The organism is Methylobacterium sp. Leaf469 (assembly GCF_001424745.1).
Lineage (GTDB): Bacteria > Pseudomonadota > Alphaproteobacteria > Rhizobiales > Beijerinckiaceae > Methylobacterium.
The window spans coordinates 535,846-558,766 of record NZ_LMRE01000034.1; the positions used below are offsets into that span (position 1 = coordinate 535,846).

The following is a 22,921-nucleotide window of genomic DNA, read 5'->3' on the forward strand; positions in this document are numbered from 1 at the left end:
ATATGAGCCGAGCGCAAGCCGTCGCTTCTCACACCCGCGGCGGCGGCTGCGTCGGGTCTACGAGATACCCCAGGCCCCGCACGGTCTGGATCAGGTCCACGGCGAGTTTCTTGCGCAGGCGCCCGACGAACACCTCGATGGTGTTGGAGTCGCGGTCGAAATCCTGGTCGTAGAGGTGCTCGGTGAGTTCGGCGCGCGAGACCACCCGGCCGGTGTGGTGCATGAGGTAGGACAGCAGCCGGTACTCGTGGCTCGTGAGCTTGACGGGGTTGCCGTCGACGAACACCCGCCCCGAGCGGGTGTCGAGGACCACGGGGCCGCAGGCGATCTGGCTCGTGGCATGGCCGGCGGCGCGCCGGAGGAGGGCGCGCACCCGGGCCAGCAGCTCCTCCATGTGGAACGGCTTCGTCACGTAGTCGTCGGCGCCGGCGTCGAAGCCGTCGACCTTGTCCGACCAGCGGTCGCGGGCGGTCAGGATGATGACGGGCGTCTTGATGCCGGCCCGCCGCCATTTCTGGAGAACGCTGACCCCGTCGGCCTTGGGCAGGCCCATGTCGAGGATGATGGCGTCGTAGGGTTCGCTCTCGCCGAGGTAGCCGCCCTCCTCGCCGTCGAACGCCTTGTCGGCGACGTAGCCGGCCTCCTCCAGGGCGTTGACCACCTGCCGGTTGATGTCCCGGTCATCCTCGACGACGAGCAGACGCACGGTCCCGCACTCCTCTAATTCGCTGGTTCAGGGGCCGCTGATCTCGCCCGTGGTGGCATCGACCATGACGTGGACGAACTGCCCGTCCCGGCGCAAGGCCGTGAGCAGGTAGACCAGGGTTTCCTCGTGCCGGCACAGGCGGGCGCGCTGGATCTCGGCCCGCGGGATCACCTTGCGGGCGGCCCGGATGGCGGCCACGGGCTCGATCACGCGCTTGTCGGCCACGGCCTCGCGCAGGTCGGCCGCGTTGAGGCAGGTGTCGGGGCGCGGCGTCACCCGAACCGGCGCCACGATGGCGGCCCCCGTGGTCTCCTCGGCCTGCGTGCCGATCGAGCCCGTCGCGAAACCCGCGACGGCGAGGCCGATCAGCAGCAGGGCGAGAAAGATGCGCATGAACCACGGGATAGGGAGGGGGCACTGAATGCGCCGTGAATGCCGGTGCAAGCGCAACCGGTGCGGTTCGGTTCCACCCGGCCGGGGGCGACGCCCCCGGCGGCGGGGGGCGACGCCTCAGGATGCCGGGCCGGGCGGCGTGGCGAGGCGCGCCAGGCTCGCCCGTAGGGCGACGCTGACGAGCATCTCGCCGTCGACGTGATCGAGGGCGGCCTTGCGCAGGGCGATGGCGGAGAGATCGAAACGGCGCCGGGCCGCGCCGAGGCGCGCCCCTGCCGCCCGGCTTCGGGCGGGATCGACGGTGAGGGGGAAGCGGGACATTGGCTGACCTTCGTTCGGGCGTACGGGCGTTCGGGCGTACGGGCGCGTTCAGGGGCGGAGTGGCGGGCGTCCCTCGCCGAGGCGGCGCACGACCTCGTCGAGGCGGCGCGCGATGTCGTCGAGCTTGTCTCGGGCGCGCTCCTCGCCGCGCTCGGCGCCCCGGGCCATCTCGCTCACCAGGCGCGTGAGGTCCTCGAGCACCCGGGTCCGGCTCTCCAGGGCGGCGGCCACGGCCGCGTTGGTGTGCGAGGCCCGCTCCAGGGCGGTGGCGGTGGCGCCCGTGTCGCCGATGCGGGCTTCCTGGGCGCGCACGGTCTCGCGGTGGAGGTGGAGGCAGGCCAGCCCCAGCAGCACGGCGACGATCCACCCCGCGCCGTCGTGGGAGAACAGCAGGCGGGCGGCCTCGAGGGCGATCTTCTCCATCGCGGATCTCCTCGGCGGAGCCTGCCCCCGCGTTTCCCGGCTGTGTCAGGGCGCCGGGCGTCCCGTCCGCGCGGCCTCCACGGCCGGCCGCAGGGTGTTGGCGATGGTGGCGTCCTCCGCGAGCGGCAGGCTGCGGAACACCTTCTCGGCCAAGCCCTCGCGCCCGCCGGCCGCGCGCACGAGCCAGGCCGGCGCCTCGTCGAGGCCGCGCTGCACCGCCCGAGCGATGACGGCCGAGCCCAGGGGCACGCTCAGCGTCCGTCCCCGCACGGCGCCCGCCACGGCGTTGACGGCGTAGTCGCCGACGTTGCGGACCAGGCGCTCCACCAGGGTGGCGGTGACGAGGGCGCGCAAGGGGCCGGCGAGGCGCGCCAGGGCGGCCGTCGCGGCGGTGACCGCAAGGGGCAGCAGGAGGCCGGTGACCGTCTGGGCAACCGCCGCGGCGGCGTCGCCCCAGGGGACGATCACGCTCGCGGCGTCGAGGCCGGCGGCGGCGCAGGGTAGAATCGGCATCACGGTCAGGGCCGGCATCAGGGCGAGACCGAGGGTGGCGCGGGACGGCCGCGGGATCGGGTGGAGCATGGCTCGGGTCTCCGGGGGGCGTGAGGGGTGCGTGCGTCAGGCGCCGGACCGGCCGCCGAGGGCGGCGCGGATTCGGGCGAGCCAAGTCGGCGCAGCTTCGGGCGGCAGGGGCACGGCCGGCGGCGCGCCCGGACTGCGCGGCACCGTGCGGCGCGCGACCGGCCGGGCGGGTGCGGTCCCGTCCGGCACCGCGATGGGCGCCGCGTCGTTCCGCCGGGCGCGGGGCAGGGCGACGGCGTAGGGTGTGCGGAACTGGTCCTGCTCGGCGCCCCGGCGCGGGATGAGCGCGGCGGGCCGGTCCCACAGCATCATCGCCTGGGCCGCGCCCTCCGCGTCGCCGGCGTTCAGGCGCCGCACCAGGGTGGAGCGCCCGAGCGCCGCCGGGCCGATGTTGAAGCACAGGGAGACGAGGGCGTCGAAGGCGTGCTGCGGTAGGGGGGCGGGCACCGCCGCCCGCACGGCCGCCACGAAGCGGACGACGTCGCGGTCGAACACCGCGTCGCATTCCGCCGGGGTCAACGCGAGGCCGGGGGTGACGAGGGGCGGACCGGCCGCGCTGGTGTGGCCGATGCCGATGGTCCAGATGCCGACGGAATCGCGGTAGGCATGCAGCCGCCGACCCTCGCGGGCGACGAGCACGGCCTTGCCGATGGGGCTGAGATCCATGGAATACTCCTGGGTCAGGAAGGGATCTGGGGTAGGAAGGGAGCGGGACGCGCGGAACGGAAGCGCGCGTCCGGCGGTTCGTTCGGGAGATGAGGCCAGGCCCGCGCGGTGGCCGGATGCGAGGAATGCGATCATGACGCGAGCACGGATCGTCGCCCGCTGTGCCGCCGGCGGCCTCGCCGCCGGTCTTCTCCTGGCGGGGGCGGGCGGGGCCTCGGCCCAGAACAGCAGCAGCGGCAGCGGGCTGACGCCCTTCGCCACGGAGAGCGGCAACGATCGTTCGGCCGGCGTGAACAACGGCAACTACCGGCCGCCCCGCTATTACGGACCGGGTGCCGCAGCGGCGCCGCGCGGTTACGGGCGCCCCGTCTACGGCGATGAACGTCGCCGGTCGGCGCCGTATTACGGGTACCCGTACTGAGCGCTCACGCGAGGCCGAAACCGGAGAAGTCGCTGTCGGAGGCGGCAACGTAGCCATCCGCGCCCGTGAACAGGGCGTGGACCGTGATCGTATCCCCGGCCGCGAGCGCCAGGGTGACGCCGAGGCCAACCGTCGAGACGCCGTCGACGGGCGCAGCGGCGCCCCGGCGGGTACCGGCGACGGCCGTGCCGTTTCGGTGGAAGCGGCCCTGCAGGGAGGCGGGTGCATTGGTGCCGTTGCGCCGGAATGCGAGACCGGCCGAGAGGGCGTAGACGCCCGCCTCGGGCGCGACGAAGGCGCCGGTGGCGGCCTGGAAGAGCCCCTGATCGTTGAGGTCGCCGGTGTTGAAACCGATGCGCGTCCAGGCGCCGGCCCCGATGTAGTTGTCGAAGCTCATCGTGGCGCGAAAGCGCGCGAGGTTGGACAGCCGCGACCACACGGCGCCGGTGCAGCCCCGGAAGGCCCCCAGGGTGCTGTCGAACACGATCTGCCCCGGCGCCGTGCCGACATTCGGAATGCCGGCACGGGCCACGAGTTCGAAGGCGCCGTTCGCCCGCACCTTCACGACGGGACGCGGGACGGTGGTGCCGAGATTCGTGGTCTCGATGGCGATCGCGGTCCCCTGGGCCCCGGCGGAGAAATCCTCCTCGGCGACCCCCCGGAGGCAGAGCCGCCCCTCCGCGACGCCGCCCGCGAAGAACCCGCCGCCCACGAGTCCGAAGAGGCAATCCCCGGCGCGGATCGGCAGGGGGGCCTGCCGGCTGCCCCGGCCGATGCAGGTCTCGATGACGCTTCCCACCGGACCGGCGCCGTAGGCATCGAGGCACAAGCCGGGGCCGGCTCCCTCCCGCGCCACATGCAAGGGCGCGCGGGGCGCCGGGGTGCCCGGGCCGGCCAGGGCCCCGAGGCCGAGATGGCCCGTCGCCGGATCGGCCCGCCATGCACCGTGCCACGCGGTCCCGTCGGGCGAGACCTTCAGGCTGACCGCGTCCTCGCCCAGCAGACCGAGTTCGGCCCGGTCCGCATAGGCATCCTGGAACAGCAGGGCCACGGCGTTGGCCTCCGTCGCCTTGTTGAGCACCAGCGCGAGGCTGCCGCTGCCGCCCTCGGCGGGATCGCGGGCGGTCCACAGGGCCCGATCCAGCTTGGCGGCGAACGGGTTCGCGGCGTCCGCTTCCGTGCCGAGGCCGAGGGCGGCGAGGCCGCTCAAAGCCCGCAGGCCGTCGAGGAGGCGGCGCCAGCCCGTCCCGTCGAAGCGGTAGAACGCGTCCTCGTCGGCCACGTAGGCGAGCCAGCCGGTGCGGGGGACGAGGCCCGTCCAGACCCCGTCTCCGAACGCCGCGATCTGGCCGGACAGGCCGGCCCAGGCCCCGCTCGGTTGCGGCGCCGTCACGAGGTAGCGGTCGCCCTCCGCCGGGTCGGTGGGTGGCGCCGACAGATCCCTGTCGCGGCAGGCGAGGTGCACGAGGGCATCGAGGGCGAGCAGCGCCTCGTTGTGGGTGACGTGCTTGCCGGCCTGTCCCGCCGCCAGCAGCGGCAGGGCGAGGTGCGGGGTGGTCTGCGCCATGGGCGGCCTCCTGTCGGGTGTCGGAGTAAGGGGCGTCACGCCGTGCGGATCGGCACCCGTGCGCGCAGGGCCGGCCCCGGCCCCGTGAGGGTGCCGAGTGGAACCACGCCGACGTCGAGGCTCGTCTGGGGCGTGCCAAAATCGGCCGCCTCGTCGGCGTAGAGGACCGACGGGTCCGTGGCCGCGAGGCTGCGCAGGACGGTCTTGTCGGCAGCGTGAATATCGATCCGGTAGCCCTGAACCATGGGATCGGGCGGCACGTCGGCCGGCTCCCAGGCATCGCCGTCGCGCCGGACCCGGCGGGTCCAGGTCAGGCGAAGACCCTCCGGGATGCGCCGCGCCCGCAGGTGGACGGGCGCGAGGGGCCGGTGGGCGGTGAGCCCGGCGGTGGCGGTGCGGGCGACGAAGAGCGGGTCGGCCGGGTCCCGGACGGCCGGGCCTATGCGGTAGCGGAACGGCCGTCCGACGGCGTCGAGGCGGGTGACGAGGGGTACCAGGGCCTCGTCGAGTCGGACGATCAGACTGCCGGGGGCGAGGGTACGGGCGGCCTCCGCCTCGCTGCCGCCCAGGCCCCGCAGGAGGCGGGTGAGGCGGTAGGTGCCCGGCCCCGTGAGGGTCACGCCCGCCGCCGCGACGATCTCGACGACGCCGTCCGGGCCGACCAGGGCGAACCGGTTGGCCCCGGCCAGAACGGCGGCTTCCGGGACGGAGGCGAGGCCCCCCGCCGCCCCGAGGCGAACGTCGAGGCGGATCGCCCGGTCGAAGCGCCAGAGCGGGCCGGGCGCCAGCGCCGTCAGGGTCTCGCCGAGGCAGGCCGGGTAATCGACGAGGGCGTGCAGGGCCAGGGGCCCGTCCGCCTCGCCCCGCCACACGGCGATCTCGCCGGGCCACGGCTCGGCCCGCACGGCGAGGACCTGCAACGGTGTCGGGGTGCCCTCATCGAGGGGCAGGTCGAGGATCGCCGCGAAGGGCGGTCCGGCGAGCGCCGGCGGAGCCCGGCGCGGGGCCGCCTCCGGGCGCTCGCCCCCCCGCGCCGTCCGGCCGTGGCGGGGCACGGCGCGGGTCTCGATCCGGCGCCCGGCCGGGCCGTCGGCGATGCGGACGATGCGGTGCGGCGCCGCCTCGCCGGGCAGGGCGAGGAGGTCGCCGGGTTCCCAATCGATCCGGCGCGGGCTCACCGTGAACCCAGCGGTGTCGCGGGCGGCGAGGTCGGCGTCGAGCATGGCCTCCGCCAGGGCCTCGGCCTCGGCCCGGCGCGTCACCACGGCGGCCTCGAACCGGACCTCGCGCCGCCGGGCACCCGTGGGGCGCGAGGCGGCGGCGGTGATCCGGCGATAGGCGCCCCCCTCGGAATCGGTCACCGTGACCTCCAGGGACCGGGGCAACTCGGATTCCTCGGCCCGCACCAGGGCCAGGGGCGCCTGGTCCGAGGCGGCCACGAGGTCGCCGGCCGGCATCGTCAGGGGGGCTTCGCGGCGTGGGGCGCGGATGCGCAAAACGCCGGCGACGGCCGACACGTCGAGGCCGTACAGCCGGGCCAGGGGCTCCAGGGCAGCGCGGGCCGAGAGCGGCCGGTCGACGACGTAGCCGTCGAGCTGCGCCGCGCACGCGATCCGGGCCGGCACGTCGACGCCGCAATCGTCGAGGATCGCGGAGATCAGCCGGTCGAGTTCGAGGCCCTCGATGCGCCCGGTGATCCAATGGCCCACGGACCAGTTGCCGGCATCGGCCCAGACGGTGTCGAAATCCGGGAACGCCGGGTAGGGCCGTGCGTCCCAGCACCAGACGAAGACGGAATCCGGCGGCACCATCGGGCCGCCATAGACGGCCGAGACCGGGTTGTGGGCCGGGTCGAAGCCGGGGGCGTCCGCGTCGAACCGCTCCAGGATGGCGGTGAGGCCGCGCGCCTGGATGAGGTCGTCCCGGGTGCCGTGGGAGAAGGGCGGCGACGCGTTCTCGGCGGATTTCGGGTCGGGGAACACGTTGGGGCCGTTGGTGCCCTTGTCCACGGCGGGCACGCCGATCTCGGTGAGCCAGATCGGCTTGGCCCCCGGCACCCAGGCGGTCGTCCGGGTCTCGACGCCGCCGTCGCGCTCCCAATGCGGGTTCGACCACCAGCCGACGAGGTCCTTGGCGCGGAACACCCACGGCTTGCCGTGCGCGCCGTCGGTGATCGGCGTGCGGATCTGGGCGGCGCGGGCGTCCGCATCCGAATAGAACCAGTCGAACGCCTCGCCCGTCCCGAGGCGCGCCGCGAGGTAATCCCGGTCGTAGATCGAATCGGCCTCCGCGAGGTCGGCGTGGTCCGGCCCGTCGCGCCAGTCGGTGTTGGGCGGATAGTAATCGATTCCGACCGCGTGGATCGCCGGATCGGCGAACAGGGCATCGAGGGGGAACCGCACGGTGTCGCCGCCGTCGCGCACATGGGCGCCGTACTCGGTCCAGTCGGCGGCGTAGACGAGGGGAACGCCGGGCCCGAGGCGGTCGCGCACCGCGCGGGCGAGGGCGAGGAAGCCCGCCACGGCGGGGTAGGTGTCGTTCGCGCCCCGCACGCGGGTCAGGCCGACGCATTCGCTGCCGACGACGAAGCCGGACAGCGGCACCCCCCAGCCGGCGGCGAGATCCGCATAGTGCAGGACGAGGCTGCGGTACTGCGCGAAGAACGCCGCGACCTGGGCCGCCGCCGCCGCCGTGCCGTCCGGGCTGCCCGGGAGACCGGGGGCGGGATCGCAGGTGATGCGGCCGCGCCAGGGATAGGGCGGCTGACCCGGCGCGGACGGATCGCGCGGATCGGGCAGGGTGTTGTCCTGCGCCACGTCCATCATCAGGAACGGGTAGAGCACGACGCCCAGACCCCGCCCGTGGAGGTCCGCCACGAGGCGGCCGAGGCCGGCATCGGACGGGGTGCCGCCATAGGCCGGGTGGCCGTCGGGCGTCGTCGAAACGCGGCCGGCGCCCGCCCGGGTCAGGCCGGCGACGCGCCAGGTGTCGCCCGTGGTCGCCTTGGTGGAATTGTCGACCTTCGGCGCCACCGTGCAATGCCCGGCCCGCAGGTCGTCGCCGAACCAGCTCGCGACCACGGACACCTTGGCGAGGTTCGGGCACAGGGCTTGGAGGGCGTCGAGGGACGCGACCACGTCGGTGACGCCCTGGAGCTGGAAGCGGTTGGCGGGCCGGCTCGTGCCGTAGCCGGCCTCCTCGGTGACGGGGGTGGGGTCGAGGCCGAACTCCGTCGAGCCGGGAATCAGGCACACGGCCCGCACCCGGTCGGCGAGCCCCTCGACGGGCCGCACCACCTCGAAGGCGAATTGCGGCACCCGGTTGCCGAATTCGGCGAGGTCGAGGTGCTCGAACACGAGGTAGGCGAGCCCCCGATAGGCCGGGGCTGCGCCTTCCTTCGCGACGATGAGCGGGTCCGGCGCCTGGTCGGCCTCGCCCCGGTGGAGGCGGTACGTCAGGCTGGTAAGGTCGAGTTCGCGCCCGTCGGCCCAGATTCGGCGCACCTGGGCGACGGTGCCCTCGCACAGGCCGATGGCGAGGTCGACGGAGTAGGCGTAGGCCGTGCGCACGGTCCTGGCGCCGCCGCCGCCCTTGGCGCTCGCGCCCGCCCGCTCGACGCGGGTGTTGGCGACCTCCAGGGGGCGTGTCGCCCAGATCAGGGTGCCGCCGAGGCGGGCGCGGCCGTAGAGCCGGGGGATCGGATCGCCCTCCGTCGAGGTCAGGCCCGCCACCTCCGTGAGGCGCGGCCCCTCGACGACCCGCGGCCCCGAACCGCCGAACAGCGCCCCGTCGATCCCCGACCCCGCCGCCGCGCCCAGCGCCGAACCGACGATCCCCCCGATGGGACCGCCCAGCGCCGTTCCGGCCGCCGCTCCGGCGGTTTGCAGGATCAGCGTGGCCATGGCGGGCTCCGGGATGTTCGGGGTTCGGGCGCCTCAGCGCCGGATCAGGATCGCCCCGCCGATGAGCAGGGCGACGCCGACGAGGCGCGGGCCGTCGATGGGGCGCTGGGCCAGGCCCAGCCAGCCGAAATGGTCGACGGCCACGGAGGCGAGCATCTGCCCGGCGACGAGGAGCGCCATGAACGTTCCGGTCCCGAGCACCGGCACGAGGACGATGCCGAGGCCGATGAACACCGCGCCGAAGGCCCCGCCGCTCCAGGCCCACCACGGCACGCGCGAGGCCGTGGCCCAGGCGGGCAGGGGATCGCGCAGCGCCAGGGCCAGCGCGCCCATGCAGGCGAGCCCGACGGCGTAGCTGACGAAGCCCGCCCAGGCGGCGGAGTTCAGGCCCCCGCGCAGCTGCGCGTTCAGGGCTTGCTGGATCACGAGGCCCGCCCCCGCCAGGGCGGCGAGGATCGGGGCGAGCAGGGCGGTGACCATTTCCGTGCCTCGCGGGACCCGCCGGCTCCCTCGGCGCGGCCCGCCTTGACAACCATCGCGGCGCCATGCCGTCAAATGGCATGCTGTCGAACGCCTTGGCGCAGGATGCCTTGGCTCAGGATGCGCCGGGGCGCTGGCGTCCCACTTGCCGGGCCCGATCCCCTCGTCGGAAACGCTGCGAAGCGGCGGCCTCGCTCTCGCCATCACTCGGTCGATCATCAATCGTGGTGATGTCGATTGGCGAAATCTGTCGTTGATCGCCCCGCGCCACAGTCAAAGGGCGTCTTATCGCCGGAATGACACCCTGGATAGTACTGTACGCAATCGTTCGGGGGTTCGAGATCATTCGAAAGTCCGGATAGTCAAAACAATCCGCGCCTTCGAGCAAAAGTCCGGCGAAGTTTGTGTTAGGATAACGGCAGATGAACGGATCGATTGTTTCCCATTTCAGCCGGCAACGTGTCGTTCTGGGTATGAAATGAGGAATGGTTTTCGATCTTGGCGATGAGATCAGTGATCGAAATCGGGTTCATCTGAGACGCATATCGGCTTCGTACAACGAGACATCACCTGATCCGACACGACAAACGGCGCGACATCTTTTCGAGCGAATGTCGAAGAGAATCTTCGCCGTCTGATTTGCCTCCCTTCGAGCAGACATCGGGTCGGGGGGATCGGGTGGCCCGAGCACGGCTTGGCCGGATCAAGTCGAAGCCTGCCCCTGATTGATCATGTTCTCTGGATCATCGAAATGACTGAACACAGCTCACCCGAAACCGCCGATCGCCTGGATCTGACCCGGAAGATCATCGGCGCTTATCTGTCGAACAACTCGGTTCCGGCGGCCGATCTGCCGATCCTGATCCGGGCCGTGTCCGGTGCCCTGACGGATCTGACGGCGGAGGGCGCATCGGAGGCTGCGCGCGAGGAAAAGGTCGAGAAGCTCAAGCCGTCCCAGGTCAGGAAGTCTGTCCTGCCCGGCGGCCTCATCAGCTTCCTCGACGGCAAGTCCTACAAGACCTTGAAGCGCCACCTCACCAAGCATGGGCTGGACCCGGACACCTACCGGGCGCGCTTCGGCCTGCCGCCGGATTACCCGATGGTCGCCCCGTCCTACGCGGCGAACCGCTCCGCCCTGGCGATCGCCAACGGCTTCGGCACGAAGGAGAGGCATGCGCGGCCGAGGCAGGAGCGGACCCCTGCCCCGAGACCGGCCGGGCGCAAGACCGGATCGGAGCCGGCCGCCCGGGTATCTGCCAGGTGATGTGAGCCCCGGGCGGGCCGCCACGGCATCAGCCGGGCGCCCCCTCCTGGCGGCTTCGGGCCGCGCCCTCCGGAAACTGGAACGCGTGCGTGCAATGCCGCCGCCACCAGCGGGTCAGGACGACCTCGGTGACGGCGGCGCCGTCATGGGCGTGGATCATCGTGCCTTGCCCGGTCACGATGGCGCAGTGGCGGGCCGGCAGGTGGGCGCGGAAGGAGAATAGAAGGACGTCGCCGGCTCGCGCCTCGGCGGGCGGCACCGGGACGAGGTGGCGGGCCGCGGCCTCCGCCAGCGGGTCGGTGCCGGGGGGCGCCGATTCCGCCCAGGAGGCGGCATAGGGCGGGGCGGCCTCGGGCTCGGGGCCGAAGCAGTCGCGCCAGACCCCGCGCACGAGGCCGAGGCAGTCGCAGCCGACGTGCCGCACCGAGGCTTGGTGCCGGTAGGGCGTGCCGATCCAGGCGCGCGCAACCGACACGATCCGGTCCTGCGGGCTCATCGGAACAGGCTGCCGCCGTCGAGGCCGGGGCCGGAGCCGGGGGCCTGGCGCACCACGAAATCGTTGCCGGGCATGTGCGGAAATCCCTGGAAGTTGGGGGTGTTGGAAAATTTGCCGCCGCAGGTGGAAAAGCGCTTGTCGCAGCCGGCCGTGACCGCGAAGGCGTCGCCGGGGTCCACCGGGCGGGCCGGGGCCTGCCACAGGGCGAGGCGATGCCCGGCGCCGTCGCCCGCATGGGTGCGGAGGTCGGCCGCGTGCCCGGCCTGGGCGCCGCCGGCCCAGACGAGGCGCCCGCCCGTGAACCAGCCCGGCGCGAACGGGGCCGCGAGGGCGACCCGCAGGATGCCGGGTTCGGGCACGGCGATGACCCGGCCGGTGGTGCGGAACGCCGGCCGGTCGCGGTCGAGGCCGCAGCGGGCATCGCCCAACTCGGCCGAACAGGTGGCGCGGAAGGTCCGGCCGGTGGGTACGTCGAGGCGGTCCATGAGGCCGCGCAGCTCGGCCACGAACGCGCCCCCCGCCCGGCGTACCTCGCCGAGGGTCCCGACATCGAGGAGCAGGCGCGTCTCGGGGTGGGTCCAGTCCACCAGCCAGGTCTCGACGCCGGCCCCGTCGTAGAGCTCGCCGGCGATGTCGGCATCGGTGATCCCGAGGGCGGTGAGCGCCCCCGCCACCTCGCCGCCGCCGACGGCGAAGCCGAGTTCGGCGCTGGCCTCGGCCGCCTCCAGGCCGGAACGGGCCGCGTAGGGCATGCCCGCCAGGGTGAGGTCGCGGTCGTGGTCGGTGAAGCCGAAGCGCACCCCGTCGCGGCGGGTGAGCGCCCAGCAATGGCACAGGGTGGTGGCCCCGCCGGCGAGATGTTCGGCGAGGTCGGGGGGCAGGGTGCGCATGGGAACTCCTACGGGACGATCTCGATGAGCGGCACCCTGGGGATCTCGCCGGCCGTGAAGGCCGAGAGATCGACGGTGAGGTCGTCGGTGTCGAAGCGCACCGGCACGTCGAACAGGAAGCCGGCCGTCACCGGAGCCCCGGGGGGCGGGGCCGCCGCGAGGGTGACCGTGCCCGTCGTGCCGTCGCAGGTGAAGGCGGCGGGCGGCAGGGCGAGGCCCGCCACCGCCACGATCACGCTCTCGGCCACGGGCTTGGTGATGACCCGCCGGTAGGGCAGGGGGCCGCTGCCGTAGGTCTTCGCGAGCTGGAACGTGCGGGTCGCCCCGTCGCCGGAGCCCAGGGGCTGGTCCATGGCCGAGACCGGGCGCGAGGGCGGGCCGGAGCGGGCATCGACCCGGTCTCGGTAGCGGAACCCGTAGAGGCGTCCGCGCCGCTCCTCGAAGAACGCCAGCACGGCGTGGAGGGCGTCGAGGGTGCGGATGCCGAGGCCGGCATCGTAGCGGCGGCGCGAATCCGCCCAGCGGCTGTTGCGGTGCTCGCGCCCCGACGCGAGGGTGACGATCTCGGTCATCCGCCCCGGCCCGCCGCTGCCCCGCAGGGCGACATCGAGGGGAAAGCGGACTTCGTGGAAATCGGCGCCCATGGGCGGCTCCTGGATGCGGCAAGTCGGACGTCTGGGCAAGTCGGACGTCTGGGCAAGTCGGACGTGTCGGCAAGTCGGACGTCTCGGGGAGGCGCGCGATCACCGCGTGCCTCACAACCCCCGCCGGCCGCGGGCCACGGCGCGGGCGAGGCCGGCGGCGACCTGGGCCTCCGAGCGGCGAAAGCCCGCGATGTCCGGGGTGGTGATGTTCACCGTGACGGCGGCGGCGCGGGCCTCCGCGCCGGCCGCGACCCCAAGGCGGCCGTCGCTGCCGCGCTTCAGGGGCAGGATCGCCTCGGGCCCGGCCTCGCCCATGAGGCCGAGGCCGCCCTGCATGGGAAAGTAGGTGGGCGCGGCGACGATGCCGCCGGCCGCGAACGGCCGCACGCGCCCTTGCGCCACCACCCCACCCCGGGCGAAGGCCTCGGTGCCCCCGGCGACGCTGGCGTTGAGGGCGCCCTTGACGAGGCCGGTGATGCCGGCCTTGACCGGGGTCAGCGCGGCCTTGAGGGCGAGGCTCGAGAGCTTCGTCGTGAGGGTGCCGAGCAGGCTGTCGAGCTGGCGCCCGGCGCCGATGGGACCGCCCAGGGCCTGGGTCAGGCTCTGGCCGAACCCTTTGGCCAGCCGGTCGAGGACCTGAAGCTGCTTTTCGCGGCCCGCCTGGGCGCGGTCGGTCTCGCTCTCTGGCATCACGGGCTCCCAGGATCACAGGATGACGGGACGTCGGGATAGGCCGCGAGCAGCCGGTCGAGATCGGCCCGGCCGGCTGCCGGCGCACGGGCCGACAGGCCGGCGGCGGCGAAGAGTTCGCGCGGCGTGGCGCCCCAGAGGTCGCGCGGACGCCAGCCGAGCCGCCCGAGGGCGAGCGCGAGGACATCGTCCCACGGGAAGGCGGAGGCGGGCTCCGGCGCGCTCCCGCCCGTGGGGCTCAGGGGTTTGGCGAGGCGCCCTCGCCGAAGGCGGCGGTGAGGGCTTCACCGAGGGCCGCCGTGAGCGGTTCGAGTCCGCCGGCCAGGGGCAGGGCGGCGACGGCCGCGTCGTCGAGGGCGTGGCCGCCCCCGCGCAGGGCGCTGCCGAGCAGGGCGATGAGGTCCCGGGTGGCGAGGTGCCCCCCGGCGAAGCGCTCGGCCAGCCCCGTGAGGTCGCGGGCCCCCAGGGCCGATTCGAGTTCGGCGAGGGCGCCGAGGGTGAAGCAGAGGGTGTAGCGCTGCCCCCCGAGATCGAGGGGGATTTCGCCGCGCCTGCGGTTCGCCATGATCTTCGGGCCTCCCTATTTTTTCAAACCTTGATGGGTCTCAGGCCGCCGTGAACGCGAGGGCGCCGGCGGAATCGAGGGCCAGGTCGAAGGTGACCTCGCCGGCGTGATCTCCGCGATATTCGAGGCTGGTGATCTGGAACGGGCCCTCCAGGGTGCCGAAGGCCGGCACCACCACCTGGAACGTCTCGATGGTCCCCTCGAAGAACAGCTGCCGCAGGCGGGCGTCGGAGGCCTCGTCGCGAAACACCCCGGCGCCCGCGATGGCGGCCCGGCGGATTCCTGCCCCGGACAGCAGCTCGCGCCAGCGCCCGGCGGATTCGGCGTGGGTCACGTCCACGGCCTCGGCGTTGAAGGCAATCTGGCGGGCGCGCAGGCCGGCGACGGCGACGAAGCCGCCCCCGCTCGCCACGCGGATGAGTAGGTCCTTGCCGCGTTGTGCGCTCATGCGGGTTCTCCCGTGGGATTGGAGGCGGTCAGGCCGGGCGGTGCTCGGTGACCGCCTGGAGGGTGAGGGTGGCGCGGGCCTCGCCGGTGGCGGGGTCGCGGGTCGCGGCGAGCCGCACGACCCGTAGGGTCACGAGGTGGTGGCCGTGCAGCGCCAGGGGGGCGTCGGCGAGGAGGTCGGCCATGCGCTCGGCGGCATCGAGGCCGGAGCGGGCCGAGCCCGGCCGGGCATAGAGGACGAGGGCGAGGCCGTGGGCGTGGCGCGTCGCGCCGTCGACGGATTCGTCGCGGATCTCGGCATCGCCGAACACGCCGTAGACGGGCACGCTGCCGCGCGGCGGCTCGTCGTGGAGGCGCACGGACCCGCCCATGAGCCGGGCGAGGGGGGCGTCCACGGCCAGATAGGCGCGTAGCGCCCCGCGCAGGGCGAGCAGCGGGCTCGCGGAGACCGGGTCTCGAACCGTCACGGCGCGCGCTCCCCGGCCACGAGTTCTTCGACCCGACAGACGAGTTCGCGCCGTCGGCCGTCGGGATCGCCCGCGGCCCGGATGGCGAAGCGGCGCGGCCCGGTGGACAGCCGCATCGTGGGCGTGACGTCGGCGCGGTAGGCGAGGCGGACCCGGTGGGTCTCCGCCGTATCGGCCCGCCCGCCCCGGACCCGCTCGGGCCCGCTCAGGGATTCGAGGGCACCCCAGACCAGGGGGCCGGGGACGTAGCGGCGGATCACGCCGCCGAACCCGTCGGGCTCCTCCACGGGCCGTTCGAGGGTGAAGCGGCGGCGGCGCGCGCCGATGGGCACGCGCGGCGTGGACTCGGGCATGATCGGCTCCGTGATCATAGGGACAGGCGCCGCAGGGGGGCGACGAGGGCGGCGACGGATGGCGGCGGGCCCGCGCCCGTGTCGCCGCGATGCTCGAAGCCGTGGGCGGCGAGGAGCCGGATCGCCTGCAGCAGCATCGGGGGCGCCGGGGGGCCGTCGCCGCCGTATCCGGCGCTGACCTCGACGAGGGCGGCGCGGGCGTGGAGCGACGGCGCCTCGGGCGAGACCAAGAGGCCCGGCGCCTCCACGGGGTCCGGCCCGGGGCGCACGAGGCCGGGGGCGAGGTCGGTGACCGTCCCCTCGGCATCGACGAGGCCGGCCCGCTCCACGGCCACCAGGGGGCTGAGCGGCAGGGGCACGAACCCGGAGGCGGGCCAGGCCGTGAGCATGATCCGGTAGCGCCCGGGCGCCAGGATTCGCCGGGTCGCGGCTTCCACGCTGGCGCGGGCGGAGGCCACGAGGGCGGCGAGGAGGGCGTCCTCGGCCCCGCCCTCGTCGGAATCGAGGCGCAGATGCGCGCGCATCTCGCCAAGGCTCACCGGCTCGACGGTGGCGCCTGCGACGCGTATCGGGGTCATCGTCGTCTCCAAGGTGCGGGGTGTTGCCGATGGCTCGGACTGGTCTCGGGCGTCTCGCCCTGCTGATGGGCGTCGCGGTTCCGGCCCCGATCATGGGTCCGGCGCACGCGGTGGTGGGCGGCGATCCGGCTCCGGAGGCGGCGTCCCACGCCGTCATGGTGCTGTCCTCGAACGGGGGCGTGTGCACCGGCGTGGTGGTGGCACCGGGCGCCGTGCTCACGGCCGGGCATTGCCTCGCGCCGCGCCTCGTCCACCGGGTGCACTACAAGGACGCCGCCGGGGCGCCGGTGCTGGCCGAGCCCGCCGCGCAGGCGGTCCATCCGGGCTACGATGCGGGCGCCATCGCGGGGCGCCGCCGCTCCATCGACCTCGCCCTCGTGCGCCTCGCCGCGCCCCTGCCGGCGCCGTTCGTGCCCGCCACCTTGAGCGCGGCGATGCCGCGCGCCGGCGAGACCCTCACCGTCTCCGGCTACGGCGTGGCGCGGCCGGGGGATCCGCGCAGCACCGGCACCTACCGGCAGGCCGGCGTGCCCGTGGTCGAACCCTACGGGCCGAGCCGCATCCTCGTCTGGCTGCGCGGCGCGAAGGGCGCCGGCGCCTGCCAGGGCGATTCCGGTGGGCCGGTCGCGGCGGATACGGGCGTCGTCGCGGTGGCGGCCTGGGTCGGCGGGGCCTGCGGCGGCCTCTCCCAGGGGGTCCTGCTCGGGCCGCAGCGCGCCTGGATCGACGCGACCCTGGCCGGCTGGGGCCTCGCCGCCCGCTGGGACCGCCCGTGAGCCCGCGCCGGCCGATCGGCGTCGCGGGCGGAACCAGAGCTTGGCCGAGGGATTCCGTTCAGATAGGTTTCCACCATGGCCGTCCGGGACGCCTCCCTTCGGGGCCGGGACGCGGGAGAGACACGATGCTGCCGACCGCGTTTCGCGCCACCGTCCTTCGCACATTCACCGTGGCGGCCCTGGTCGCGCTCGCGCCCGCACTCCTGCCCACGCCCGCCTTCGCGGTGATCAACGGCGCGGTCTCGCGGGATCCCAACGGCCTGCGCGCCTCCGTGGTCCGCATCGAGAGCAGCCAGGGCGAGATCTGCTCGGGCACGCTCATCGCCAGCGACCTCGTGCTCACGGCGGCCCATTGCGTGATGCACCGGGCCAGCTACAGCGTTGTGGCGGTGGACCGCGCCTTCCGCTCGCGCCGCATCGCCGTGGCGGCGGCGTCCATGCATCCCGAATTCGTCCCCGGCACCACGCCGGAGGATCAGCCGGGCATCGATCTCGCTCTCATCAAGCTCGCCGAGCCCTTGGGCGGCGACTTCCAGCCCCTCGATCCGCGCGGCGGCGGCATCAACACCGGCGACTCCGTCGAGATCGCGGGCTTCGGCGTGGTGGCGGAGAACCGGCGCAACACCGCCCGCACCCTGCGCCAGGCCCAGCTCGTCTCCATCGGCCCGCTCCAGGTCGCCAACCGCGTCACCGTGGTGACCGACCGGCGCCGCATGGCCGAGACGGCGGGGGCGGGCGCCTGCCTCGGCGATTCCGGCGGCCCGATCCTGCGCGGCGGCCCCGGCGGCTATCGGATCGTCGGCGTGGTGAGCTGGTCGAGCGGCGCCATGCGCCAGGACAAGCGCGCCCGCACCGCCTGCGGCGGCTTCACCGCCGTCACCCCCACGGCCGAGCACACCGGCTGGATTTCCTCCCGCGCCGCCGAGATGAGCCGGATGCAACCGGGCGAGGCCGCGGCCCGCACCGAGTGGATGGCGCGGCCGGGACGGCGCTGAGCCGGGTTTCGATGCGGAACCGGGGCCGTTTTCGCGAACCCCGCCTGGGCGGCGGCTTCCTCGCGGGCCGATGCCATAAGAGTGCCTCACAAAACTCCCGGTCACCATCGGTTCTCGCCTGAATACAGCGGTGCAGCGGGAGTTTTGTGAGAGACACTAAGGACGGTTCGTCCCCGTCCAGCTGAAGGTCCGGGCCGCCGGCGGGAAACCGGCGACCATCTCCTCGTCGACGCCCCGGTTGGCGGCGAGCATCCCGCGCGGCACCCGGGCCAGCCAGGTCGCCAGCAAGGTCTCGTCGGTGACGCCGCTGTCGTGCACGCCGACGATCTCGGCCGTCTCGGTGCCCATGCTCTCCACCGAATGCCCGCAGGACCGGGGCAGGTACGCGCAGTCGCCCGGGCCGAGGTCGGCCACGGCCATGTGCTTGTCCTGGCCGAACAGGGTCACGCGCGTCCGCCCCCGCACGACGTAGTGCCACTCGTTCGCGCGGGTATGCCAGTGGGGCGCGTGCACCGCGCCGGCCGCGAGGCGCACCAGGAAGCCGGTCATCCCCGCCGAGACCGGGAAGGCGCCGGCGGGCGCCATCCGCATCGTGGAGCCGGCCCCCTCGGCTACCGCTACGGCACCCGCCAGGGCAAAGCGATGGGTGCGCTCCGGCGGCAGCGGACGCTCGGCCCGCGCCGTTGCGCCGTCGCGGGGCACGACGGGTCCCTGGATGATGTAGGTCTCGCCGGCCGGCAGGGCCGCCAGAGTCGCCTCCGGCACCCCGAGTGCGCCGCGCAGGATCGCGGGGTCGATCCGACTCATCCAGTCGGTCAGCCCGAAGGTGCCGTGTTCGCCGAACAGGCCGTCGTCGAAGGCCAGGATGGCGTGGCACGGCTCGGACCCGAGGGTCTGGATCGCGTGGGCGTGGCCGCCCGGAAAGTACCAGATGTCGCCGGGCGCGAAGTTGACGACCTCCATCTCCCCGGCGGCATCGATCACCGTCGCCTGGCAGTGGCCGGCGACGATGTAGCCCCACTCGGCGGAGGCGTGCCAGTGCATCTCGCGCACCCCGCCCGCATTCAGGAAGATGTGGGCCCCCGCGATCCCGGTGGCGAGGGGCAGCTGGTGGGTGGTGATCTCCCGCGCCCAGCCGCCCGAGGTCGCCTTGACCGGGCCGCCGTCGAGGGAGGCCGTGAACACCGGGGCAGGCCCCGGCTTGCGAGGGATCATGCGCAGGAAGGTGGAATCCGGGGCGACGTCGGCCCCCGCCGCATGACCGTCCCGCGCAGGGCCGGTCTGGAGAGGGCCGCTCTCCGCCGCCAGCGCCCCGCAGGCGGCCAGGCTGCCGCCCGCCGCGAGGGCGCCGAGAAACAGGCGGCGGTTGGTCTGGTCCATGGCGCTCCCCTCGGGCGAGGGCGCCGCCGCAACGACCCGTCCCCGACCGGAGGGAGCGCCCGGGGACGGGGTTAGCACCGCGCTATGCTTGAATTGGCTTCCTCTGCGGAGTGTATCCACATCTTCGTCCGACGATCGCGCGCTAGCGTTTCCGCTTCCTCAAGACGAACTCGGGACTACCCGCACCACGCGGCGCCCGCCGTCGCGATGGGATGGCGACACCCGGTGGGGCGGTGCCGGGGGCCGGATCGATCCACCCCTCGACCGGCCCTAGAAAGCGACGGCGGGTCCCGTGATCTCGACTTCGACGTCGAACTCGCCGAAATGATCGGGCAACGCCTGCGCCGCCGCCGGAGAGTGCGCGAAGACCCGCATGGTCCAGTCGTCACCGCGCTCGTTCACACCCAAGCCGACGGAACAATCGACCCGGCCCGAGATGTACTGTGCGGCGAAGGCATCCTTGGCGGCAACGGCGGCCGATCTTGACGCTCGCAGCTTGTCACGCTGGTCAACCATGTCACGCTCCTGCATGTCACGCTCCCGCATCGGGGATGTAGATGTCGAGATCGAGGGCATCAAGGACGGTTCGGATCGGATTGCCGTAGGTGATCCCGCCGCCCTTCGGCCCACCCGTCTCAGTGCCCGCGAAGAGAAGTGCGGCCGGTCGCCCATCCTTGGTGCAGATCAGGGATCCACTGTCCCCGCCTTTGGAGAATGCACCCTTCACACCACTGATCGCAATCTGCTTGTTGAACATCGCGAACTTGGGGCGTGGGCCGCTCACCATCTGAACCTGAACGTTGTCCACCTCGACCGCTTCGACAACGCCTTCGGTATAACGTGTCGTACGGCCGACCTTGCGGACCGGCATGCGCTGCAGCACCAGGTCTTCGATGGCGCCAAGGTCCCAAACCTCGGCGCCCGGGACCGTGTGGCCGACCCGGCGAGCCTCGCAATCCCGGCCGGTGTCGAGGGCCGCGAAGGCGCAGTCGACCAGATTGGCCGAGACCGGATCGAAAGTGATCGGGATGAAGGTCTTCAGTTTGGCGACCCGATGATCCCGGTCCCAGGCGCGGCCGCCGTCGAGGCGTCCAGGCTGGAGAATGATGTCGTCGGTCCGGCCGGCGTTCGTCGCAGCCAGGACGTGATTGTTCGACAGGATCCCGATGCTGCCGTCGCGGTCGATGCCGAAGCAGCCGATCGTTCCGGCGGTGATCCGCAGATGCCCGACGGACTCTCCCATCAGGAGGGGACGGCAGGGTTTGACGCTCGGGGTGGCCTGTCGCCGCGTGCGGCCGGTGACGATGATCTCGATCTCGTCCTTCGCAATCCGTTGAGCGGTCTCGACGACCGGATGATGGCGGAGTTTCTGGTGTTGGAGAAACAGTCCGACCTTCAGGTTCGAACCGTCCCGGTCGGCCGGTCCGTACCGCAGGATGCCGACCCCGATCTTTTCCTTCGGATGGAACGCCCGCTCGCGTCGCGCACGCTGGATCTGCTCGTGCGCCTCCGTTCCGGGCAGCGGCGCGAAGGTCGGACCGCTCTCGGGCGCCGCGAACGCATTGATGGCTTCGGCATAGCGGAACGCTTTGAGAAATACCTCGGCCTTGGCATTCTCAGCACCGTCGAAATTCATGCCTAGCGTCCCAATTTTATAACCTAAGGTTGTTATTGCGCGAATCTTGGCGCGACGGAAGAGGCGCTTCTCGCCAAGATGCGTCGAATTCGGTGATCTCAGGGTTGTGCGCTCGAATCGACACACGAAAACGCGTGGACACCCGCCGGTCCGAACCCCCGGGCCCGAAGGCCCGGGGGCCGGTGTCAGGCCGCGAACTTCAACAGCTTGATCGCGTCGAAGTCCTGCACGCCGCCGCCGACGCGCTTCGTGGTGTAGAACAGCACGTAGGGCTTGGCCGAGTAGGGGTCGCGCAGCACCCGCAGGCCGGCGCGGTCGACCACGAGATAGCCGCGGCGGAAATCGCCGAAGGCCAGGGACAGGCTGCCGGCCCCCGCATCCGGCATGGCCTCGGCCTCCGTCACCGGGAAGCCCAGCAGGGTCGCGCTTTGGTCGGCCCCCTGGGGCGGCTGCCAAAGGTAGTTGCCGTCGGCGTCCTTCATCTTGCGGATCGTGCTCTGCAGGCGCCGGTTCATGACGAAGCCGGCGTTCTGGCGGTAGCCGGCGCGCAGGGCGTAGATCAGGTCGAACAGCACGTCGGCCGGGTTGGCGGCCGGGAACGCCCCGGCCGCGCCCGTGGCAATGAGCCCGAGCTTGCCCGGGACCCAGGCGGAATTCGCCACGGTGTCGTGGCTGAGGAAGCCGCGCGGGCGGCTGATTCCGTTGCCGGTCACGAACGCGGTGCCCTCCTGCTCAGCGAACGCCGTCTCGACCTCGTCGGCGAGCCAAGCGTCGATGTCGACGATGGCGTCGTCGAGCAGCGTCTGGGTCGCCGCCGGCATGGCGTAGAGCTCCATGGCGGGGAAGCTCAGCTCCGACAGGGTCGGCGCGTCGGTCTGCGGCCGGGGCGCGGCCTCGGCGACCCAGCCCGACACCGCCTCCGTCACCGAAACGGCGCGCTTGTACTGCCCGCCCGAGATCGTGCGGACCGTGGCGAGCGCCCGGATCGGCGAGAGGCGGGCCAGCCGGGTGAGCACGTCGCGCTCGATGGTCTCGGGCACGAGGTAGCCGCCATCCGGGCCGGAGCCCGCCGACAGGGCTTTTTCCTCCAGGCGCTTGAGGCCGCCGCTCTCGCCGGCCCGGACGTAGAGGTCGAAGGCCGCCTTGTGCTCCGTGGCCGCGGCGTCCCGGGGTGGGTTGCCGGCGCCGAGGGGCGCCCGGCGCCCGTCGAGGGTGAGGCGGTCGAGGCGGGTGCGGGCGGTGTCCAGGGCCGCGTCGATGCGGGCGAGTTTTTCTTCCGTCAGCACGTCCGTCCCGAGCCGGCCCTCGATCTCGGCCAGCCGGGTGTCGTTGGTTTCGCGGAACGCCGCGAAGGCGCCCTGCAGATCGGTCATGGCATGGGCCACGGCCGGATCGCCGCCGGCGGCCTTGTCCTCCAGGGGAAACGATTTGGTTTCGAGGGGGTGATGGGCGGTCATGCGAACCTCTTGGCGCGGGGGGAGGGAGCGGCGACGGGCCGGGTGGACGGATGTGCGCGCGGCGGGGCGACGCGCCGGGCGAAGGCGTGGAGCGCCTGCGCCAAGGGGAGGGATTCCGAGGGCAGGGATTCCGAGGGGGCGGATTTCGCCGCGATGCGCGCGCCGGGCTGGAGCGGGAAGGTGACGAGGGAAATCTCCCACAGGTCGAGGCTGTGGAGCCGGCGCAGGCCGCCGCGGTCCGGGCTCGCCCTGACGGTGCGGAACCCGATGGAGAGCCCGTCGAGGGCGCCCTCGCGCAGGAGGGCGTCGAGTTCGCGCGCCCGCTGCACGGCGAGGTTCAGTTGCCCCGCGACGCGCAGGCCGCGCGCATCTTCCGTCAGCGACAGCCAGCGCCCGACGGGCTCGGCCGGATCGTGCTGCCACAGCATGCGCACGCCCGAGTCCCCCCGGGCGCGGAGGCTCGCGGCGAACGCGCCCGGCGCCACCACGTCGCGCCCGAGATCGGGCACGCCGAACAGGCTGGCATAGCCGGTGAAATGGCCGTCCATGGGGGGGCTCCAATCGGGATAAGCGGCTTTTGGGGGCATCCCCCCGCAGAGCAAGGCGATCGCATGGGCGCGCCGGTGTCATTCCGGATCGCGCGCTGAGCGAACCCGGACCCGGAGGGCCGCGCCGGAGGCGTGCAATCCAGAGCCGCCGACAGCGCCAAGATTTGCGAAACCGGTGTTTCTGGGGCCCGGGTTCCGCTGCGCGGCCCCGGAATGACAAAGCGTGGCGGGACTTTCGAAGCCCCCCGCACGCCCAATGCAATCGCCCTCCCCC

The 22,921-nt window shown here is 73.2% G+C and carries 28 protein-coding genes; 4 read left to right on the forward strand and 24 right to left on the reverse strand.

Annotated elements, in window-relative coordinates; translation table 11 throughout:
• Nucleotides 1–28 precede the first annotated feature (28 nt).
• From ASG60_RS16575 to ASG60_RS16600, 6 genes are all read right to left on the reverse strand, one after another.
• Nucleotides 29–706: a response regulator transcription factor gene (locus ASG60_RS16575; protein WP_056172801.1), complete on the reverse strand. Its 678-nt coding sequence runs from the start codon at nt 704–706 to the stop codon at nt 29–31.
• 27 nt (nt 707–733) lie between these two features.
• Nucleotides 734–1,099: a PepSY domain-containing protein gene (locus tag ASG60_RS16580; RefSeq protein ID WP_056386648.1), complete on the reverse strand. Its 366-nt coding sequence runs from the start codon at nt 1,097–1,099 to the stop codon at nt 734–736.
• Nucleotides 1,100–1,216: 117 nt separating this feature from the next.
• Nucleotides 1,217–1,420: a hypothetical protein gene (locus ASG60_RS16585; RefSeq protein WP_056172805.1), complete on the reverse strand. Its 204-nt coding sequence runs from the start codon at nt 1,418–1,420 to the stop codon at nt 1,217–1,219.
• Nucleotides 1,421–1,468: 48 nt separating this feature from the next.
• Nucleotides 1,469–1,843, reverse strand: coding sequence for a hypothetical protein (locus ASG60_RS16590; protein ID WP_056360880.1), 375 nt, complete (start codon nt 1,841–1,843; stop codon nt 1,469–1,471).
• A 45-nt stretch (nt 1,844–1,888) separates the two neighbouring features.
• Nucleotides 1,889–2,425 (reverse strand): hypothetical protein, encoded by a 537-nt coding sequence (locus ASG60_RS16595; protein WP_056266900.1) that lies wholly within the window; start codon nt 2,423–2,425, stop codon nt 1,889–1,891.
• A 36-nt stretch (nt 2,426–2,461) separates the two neighbouring features.
• Nucleotides 2,462–3,091: a lysozyme gene (locus ASG60_RS16600; protein ID WP_056172814.1), complete on the reverse strand. Its 630-nt coding sequence runs from the start codon at nt 3,089–3,091 to the stop codon at nt 2,462–2,464.
• A 133-nt stretch (nt 3,092–3,224) separates the two neighbouring features.
• Here ASG60_RS16600 and ASG60_RS16605 point away from each other — a divergent pair, with 133 nt between their 5' ends.
• Nucleotides 3,225–3,512 carry a hypothetical protein gene (locus ASG60_RS16605; RefSeq protein WP_056386651.1) on the forward strand — a complete coding sequence of 96 codons (288 nt, stop codon included), beginning with the start codon at nt 3,225–3,227 and terminating at the stop codon, nt 3,510–3,512.
• A gap of 4 nt (nt 3,513–3,516) precedes the next feature.
• On the opposite strand, the gene ASG60_RS16610 is transcribed toward ASG60_RS16605, so the two are convergent.
• From ASG60_RS16610 to ASG60_RS16620, 3 genes are read right to left on the reverse strand one after another with little or no spacing between them, the layout of a single operon-like run.
• Entirely contained in the window at nt 3,517–5,079 is a 1,563-nt protein-coding gene (locus ASG60_RS16610) for a DUF2793 domain-containing protein (RefSeq protein ID WP_056386653.1), read from the reverse strand.
• 35 nt (nt 5,080–5,114) lie between these two features.
• Nucleotides 5,115–8,981 (reverse strand): glycoside hydrolase/phage tail family protein, encoded by a 3,867-nt coding sequence (locus ASG60_RS16615; RefSeq protein WP_056386654.1) that lies wholly within the window; start codon nt 8,979–8,981, stop codon nt 5,115–5,117.
• A gap of 33 nt (nt 8,982–9,014) precedes the next feature.
• The gene (locus tag ASG60_RS16620) at nt 9,015–9,461 is read right to left on the reverse strand and encodes a DMT family transporter (protein WP_056386656.1); all 447 of its coding nucleotides are present in this window, start codon (nt 9,459–9,461) and stop codon (nt 9,015–9,017) included.
• Nucleotides 9,462–10,212: 751 nt separating this feature from the next.
• Between ASG60_RS16620 and ASG60_RS16625 the strand changes: the two genes are divergently transcribed.
• The gene (locus ASG60_RS16625; protein WP_056386659.1) at nt 10,213–10,725 is read left to right on the forward strand and encodes a MucR family transcriptional regulator; all 513 of its coding nucleotides are present in this window, start codon (nt 10,213–10,215) and stop codon (nt 10,723–10,725) included.
• 28 nt (nt 10,726–10,753) lie between these two features.
• Here the strand turns inward: ASG60_RS16625 and ASG60_RS16630 are convergent, their stop codons facing one another.
• From ASG60_RS16630 to ASG60_RS16670, 10 genes are all read right to left on the reverse strand, one after another.
• A complete protein-coding gene (locus tag ASG60_RS16630; protein ID WP_056386661.1) occupies nt 10,754–11,221 on the reverse strand; it encodes an NlpC/P60 family protein in 468 nt (155 codons plus the stop codon).
• Entirely contained in the window at nt 11,218–12,111 is an 894-nt protein-coding gene (locus tag ASG60_RS16635) for a DUF2163 domain-containing protein (RefSeq protein WP_056386662.1), read from the reverse strand. The genes ASG60_RS16630 and ASG60_RS16635 overlap by 4 nt, the downstream gene beginning before the upstream one ends.
• A gap of 8 nt (nt 12,112–12,119) precedes the next feature.
• Entirely contained in the window at nt 12,120–12,755 is a 636-nt protein-coding gene (locus tag ASG60_RS16640) for a DUF2460 domain-containing protein (protein WP_056386663.1), read from the reverse strand.
• Nucleotides 12,756–12,866: 111 nt separating this feature from the next.
• Nucleotides 12,867–13,445 carry a phage tail tape measure protein gene (locus ASG60_RS16645; protein WP_056386664.1) on the reverse strand — a complete coding sequence of 193 codons (579 nt, stop codon included), beginning with the start codon at nt 13,443–13,445 and terminating at the stop codon, nt 12,867–12,869.
• Nucleotides 13,445–13,687 (reverse strand): phage tail assembly chaperone, encoded by a 243-nt coding sequence (locus ASG60_RS22185; protein WP_082483831.1) that lies wholly within the window; start codon nt 13,685–13,687, stop codon nt 13,445–13,447. Before ASG60_RS22185 ends, ASG60_RS16645 begins: the two co-directional genes overlap by 1 nt.
• On the reverse strand, nt 13,684–14,010 hold the full coding sequence (locus ASG60_RS16650) for a gene transfer agent family protein (RefSeq protein ID WP_056172840.1): 327 nt from the start codon (nt 14,008–14,010) through the stop codon (nt 13,684–13,686). The genes ASG60_RS22185 and ASG60_RS16650 overlap by 4 nt, the downstream gene beginning before the upstream one ends.
• 40 nt (nt 14,011–14,050) lie before the next feature.
• Nucleotides 14,051–14,458, reverse strand: coding sequence for a phage major tail protein, TP901-1 family (locus tag ASG60_RS16655; RefSeq protein WP_056172841.1), 408 nt, complete (start codon nt 14,456–14,458; stop codon nt 14,051–14,053).
• Nucleotides 14,459–14,486: 28 nt separating this feature from the next.
• The gene (locus tag ASG60_RS16660; protein WP_056266933.1) at nt 14,487–14,924 is read right to left on the reverse strand and encodes a DUF3168 domain-containing protein; all 438 of its coding nucleotides are present in this window, start codon (nt 14,922–14,924) and stop codon (nt 14,487–14,489) included.
• Complete coding sequence (locus ASG60_RS16665; RefSeq protein WP_056172844.1) at nt 14,921–15,277, reverse strand: phage head closure protein; 357 nt, start codon at nt 15,275–15,277, stop codon at nt 14,921–14,923. The genes ASG60_RS16660 and ASG60_RS16665 overlap by 4 nt, the downstream gene beginning before the upstream one ends.
• A gap of 14 nt (nt 15,278–15,291) precedes the next feature.
• On the reverse strand, nt 15,292–15,855 hold the full coding sequence (locus ASG60_RS16670) for a hypothetical protein (protein WP_056386666.1): 564 nt from the start codon (nt 15,853–15,855) through the stop codon (nt 15,292–15,294).
• A 65-nt stretch (nt 15,856–15,920) separates the two neighbouring features.
• Between ASG60_RS16670 and ASG60_RS16675 the strand changes: the two genes are divergently transcribed.
• Nucleotides 15,921–16,631 carry a trypsin-like serine protease gene (locus tag ASG60_RS16675; RefSeq protein ID WP_244476703.1) on the forward strand — a complete coding sequence of 237 codons (711 nt, stop codon included), beginning with the start codon at nt 15,921–15,923 and terminating at the stop codon, nt 16,629–16,631.
• A 125-nt stretch (nt 16,632–16,756) separates the two neighbouring features.
• Entirely contained in the window at nt 16,757–17,626 is an 870-nt protein-coding gene (locus ASG60_RS16680; RefSeq protein ID WP_056386670.1) for a trypsin-like serine protease, read from the forward strand.
• A gap of 156 nt (nt 17,627–17,782) precedes the next feature.
• Here the strand turns inward: ASG60_RS16680 and ASG60_RS16685 are convergent, their stop codons facing one another.
• The 5 genes from ASG60_RS16685 to ASG60_RS16705 form a co-directional block, all read right to left on the reverse strand.
• Nucleotides 17,783–19,006, reverse strand: coding sequence for a cupin domain-containing protein (locus tag ASG60_RS16685; protein ID WP_056386672.1), 1,224 nt, complete (start codon nt 19,004–19,006; stop codon nt 17,783–17,785).
• Between the two features lie 270 nt (nt 19,007–19,276).
• The gene (locus tag ASG60_RS16690; protein ID WP_156368963.1) at nt 19,277–19,522 is read right to left on the reverse strand and encodes a hypothetical protein; all 246 of its coding nucleotides are present in this window, start codon (nt 19,520–19,522) and stop codon (nt 19,277–19,279) included.
• Between the two features lie 16 nt (nt 19,523–19,538).
• Nucleotides 19,539–20,768, reverse strand: coding sequence for a hypothetical protein (locus tag ASG60_RS16695; protein WP_156398930.1), 1,230 nt, complete (start codon nt 20,766–20,768; stop codon nt 19,539–19,541).
• Nucleotides 20,769–20,827: 59 nt separating this feature from the next.
• Nucleotides 20,828–22,099 carry a phage major capsid protein gene (locus tag ASG60_RS16700; protein ID WP_056386676.1) on the reverse strand — a complete coding sequence of 424 codons (1,272 nt, stop codon included), beginning with the start codon at nt 22,097–22,099 and terminating at the stop codon, nt 20,828–20,830.
• Nucleotides 22,096–22,647: an HK97 family phage prohead protease gene (locus ASG60_RS16705; RefSeq protein WP_056386678.1), complete on the reverse strand. Its 552-nt coding sequence runs from the start codon at nt 22,645–22,647 to the stop codon at nt 22,096–22,098. Before ASG60_RS16705 ends, ASG60_RS16700 begins: the two co-directional genes overlap by 4 nt.
• Between the last annotated feature and the right edge of the window lie 274 nt (nt 22,648–22,921).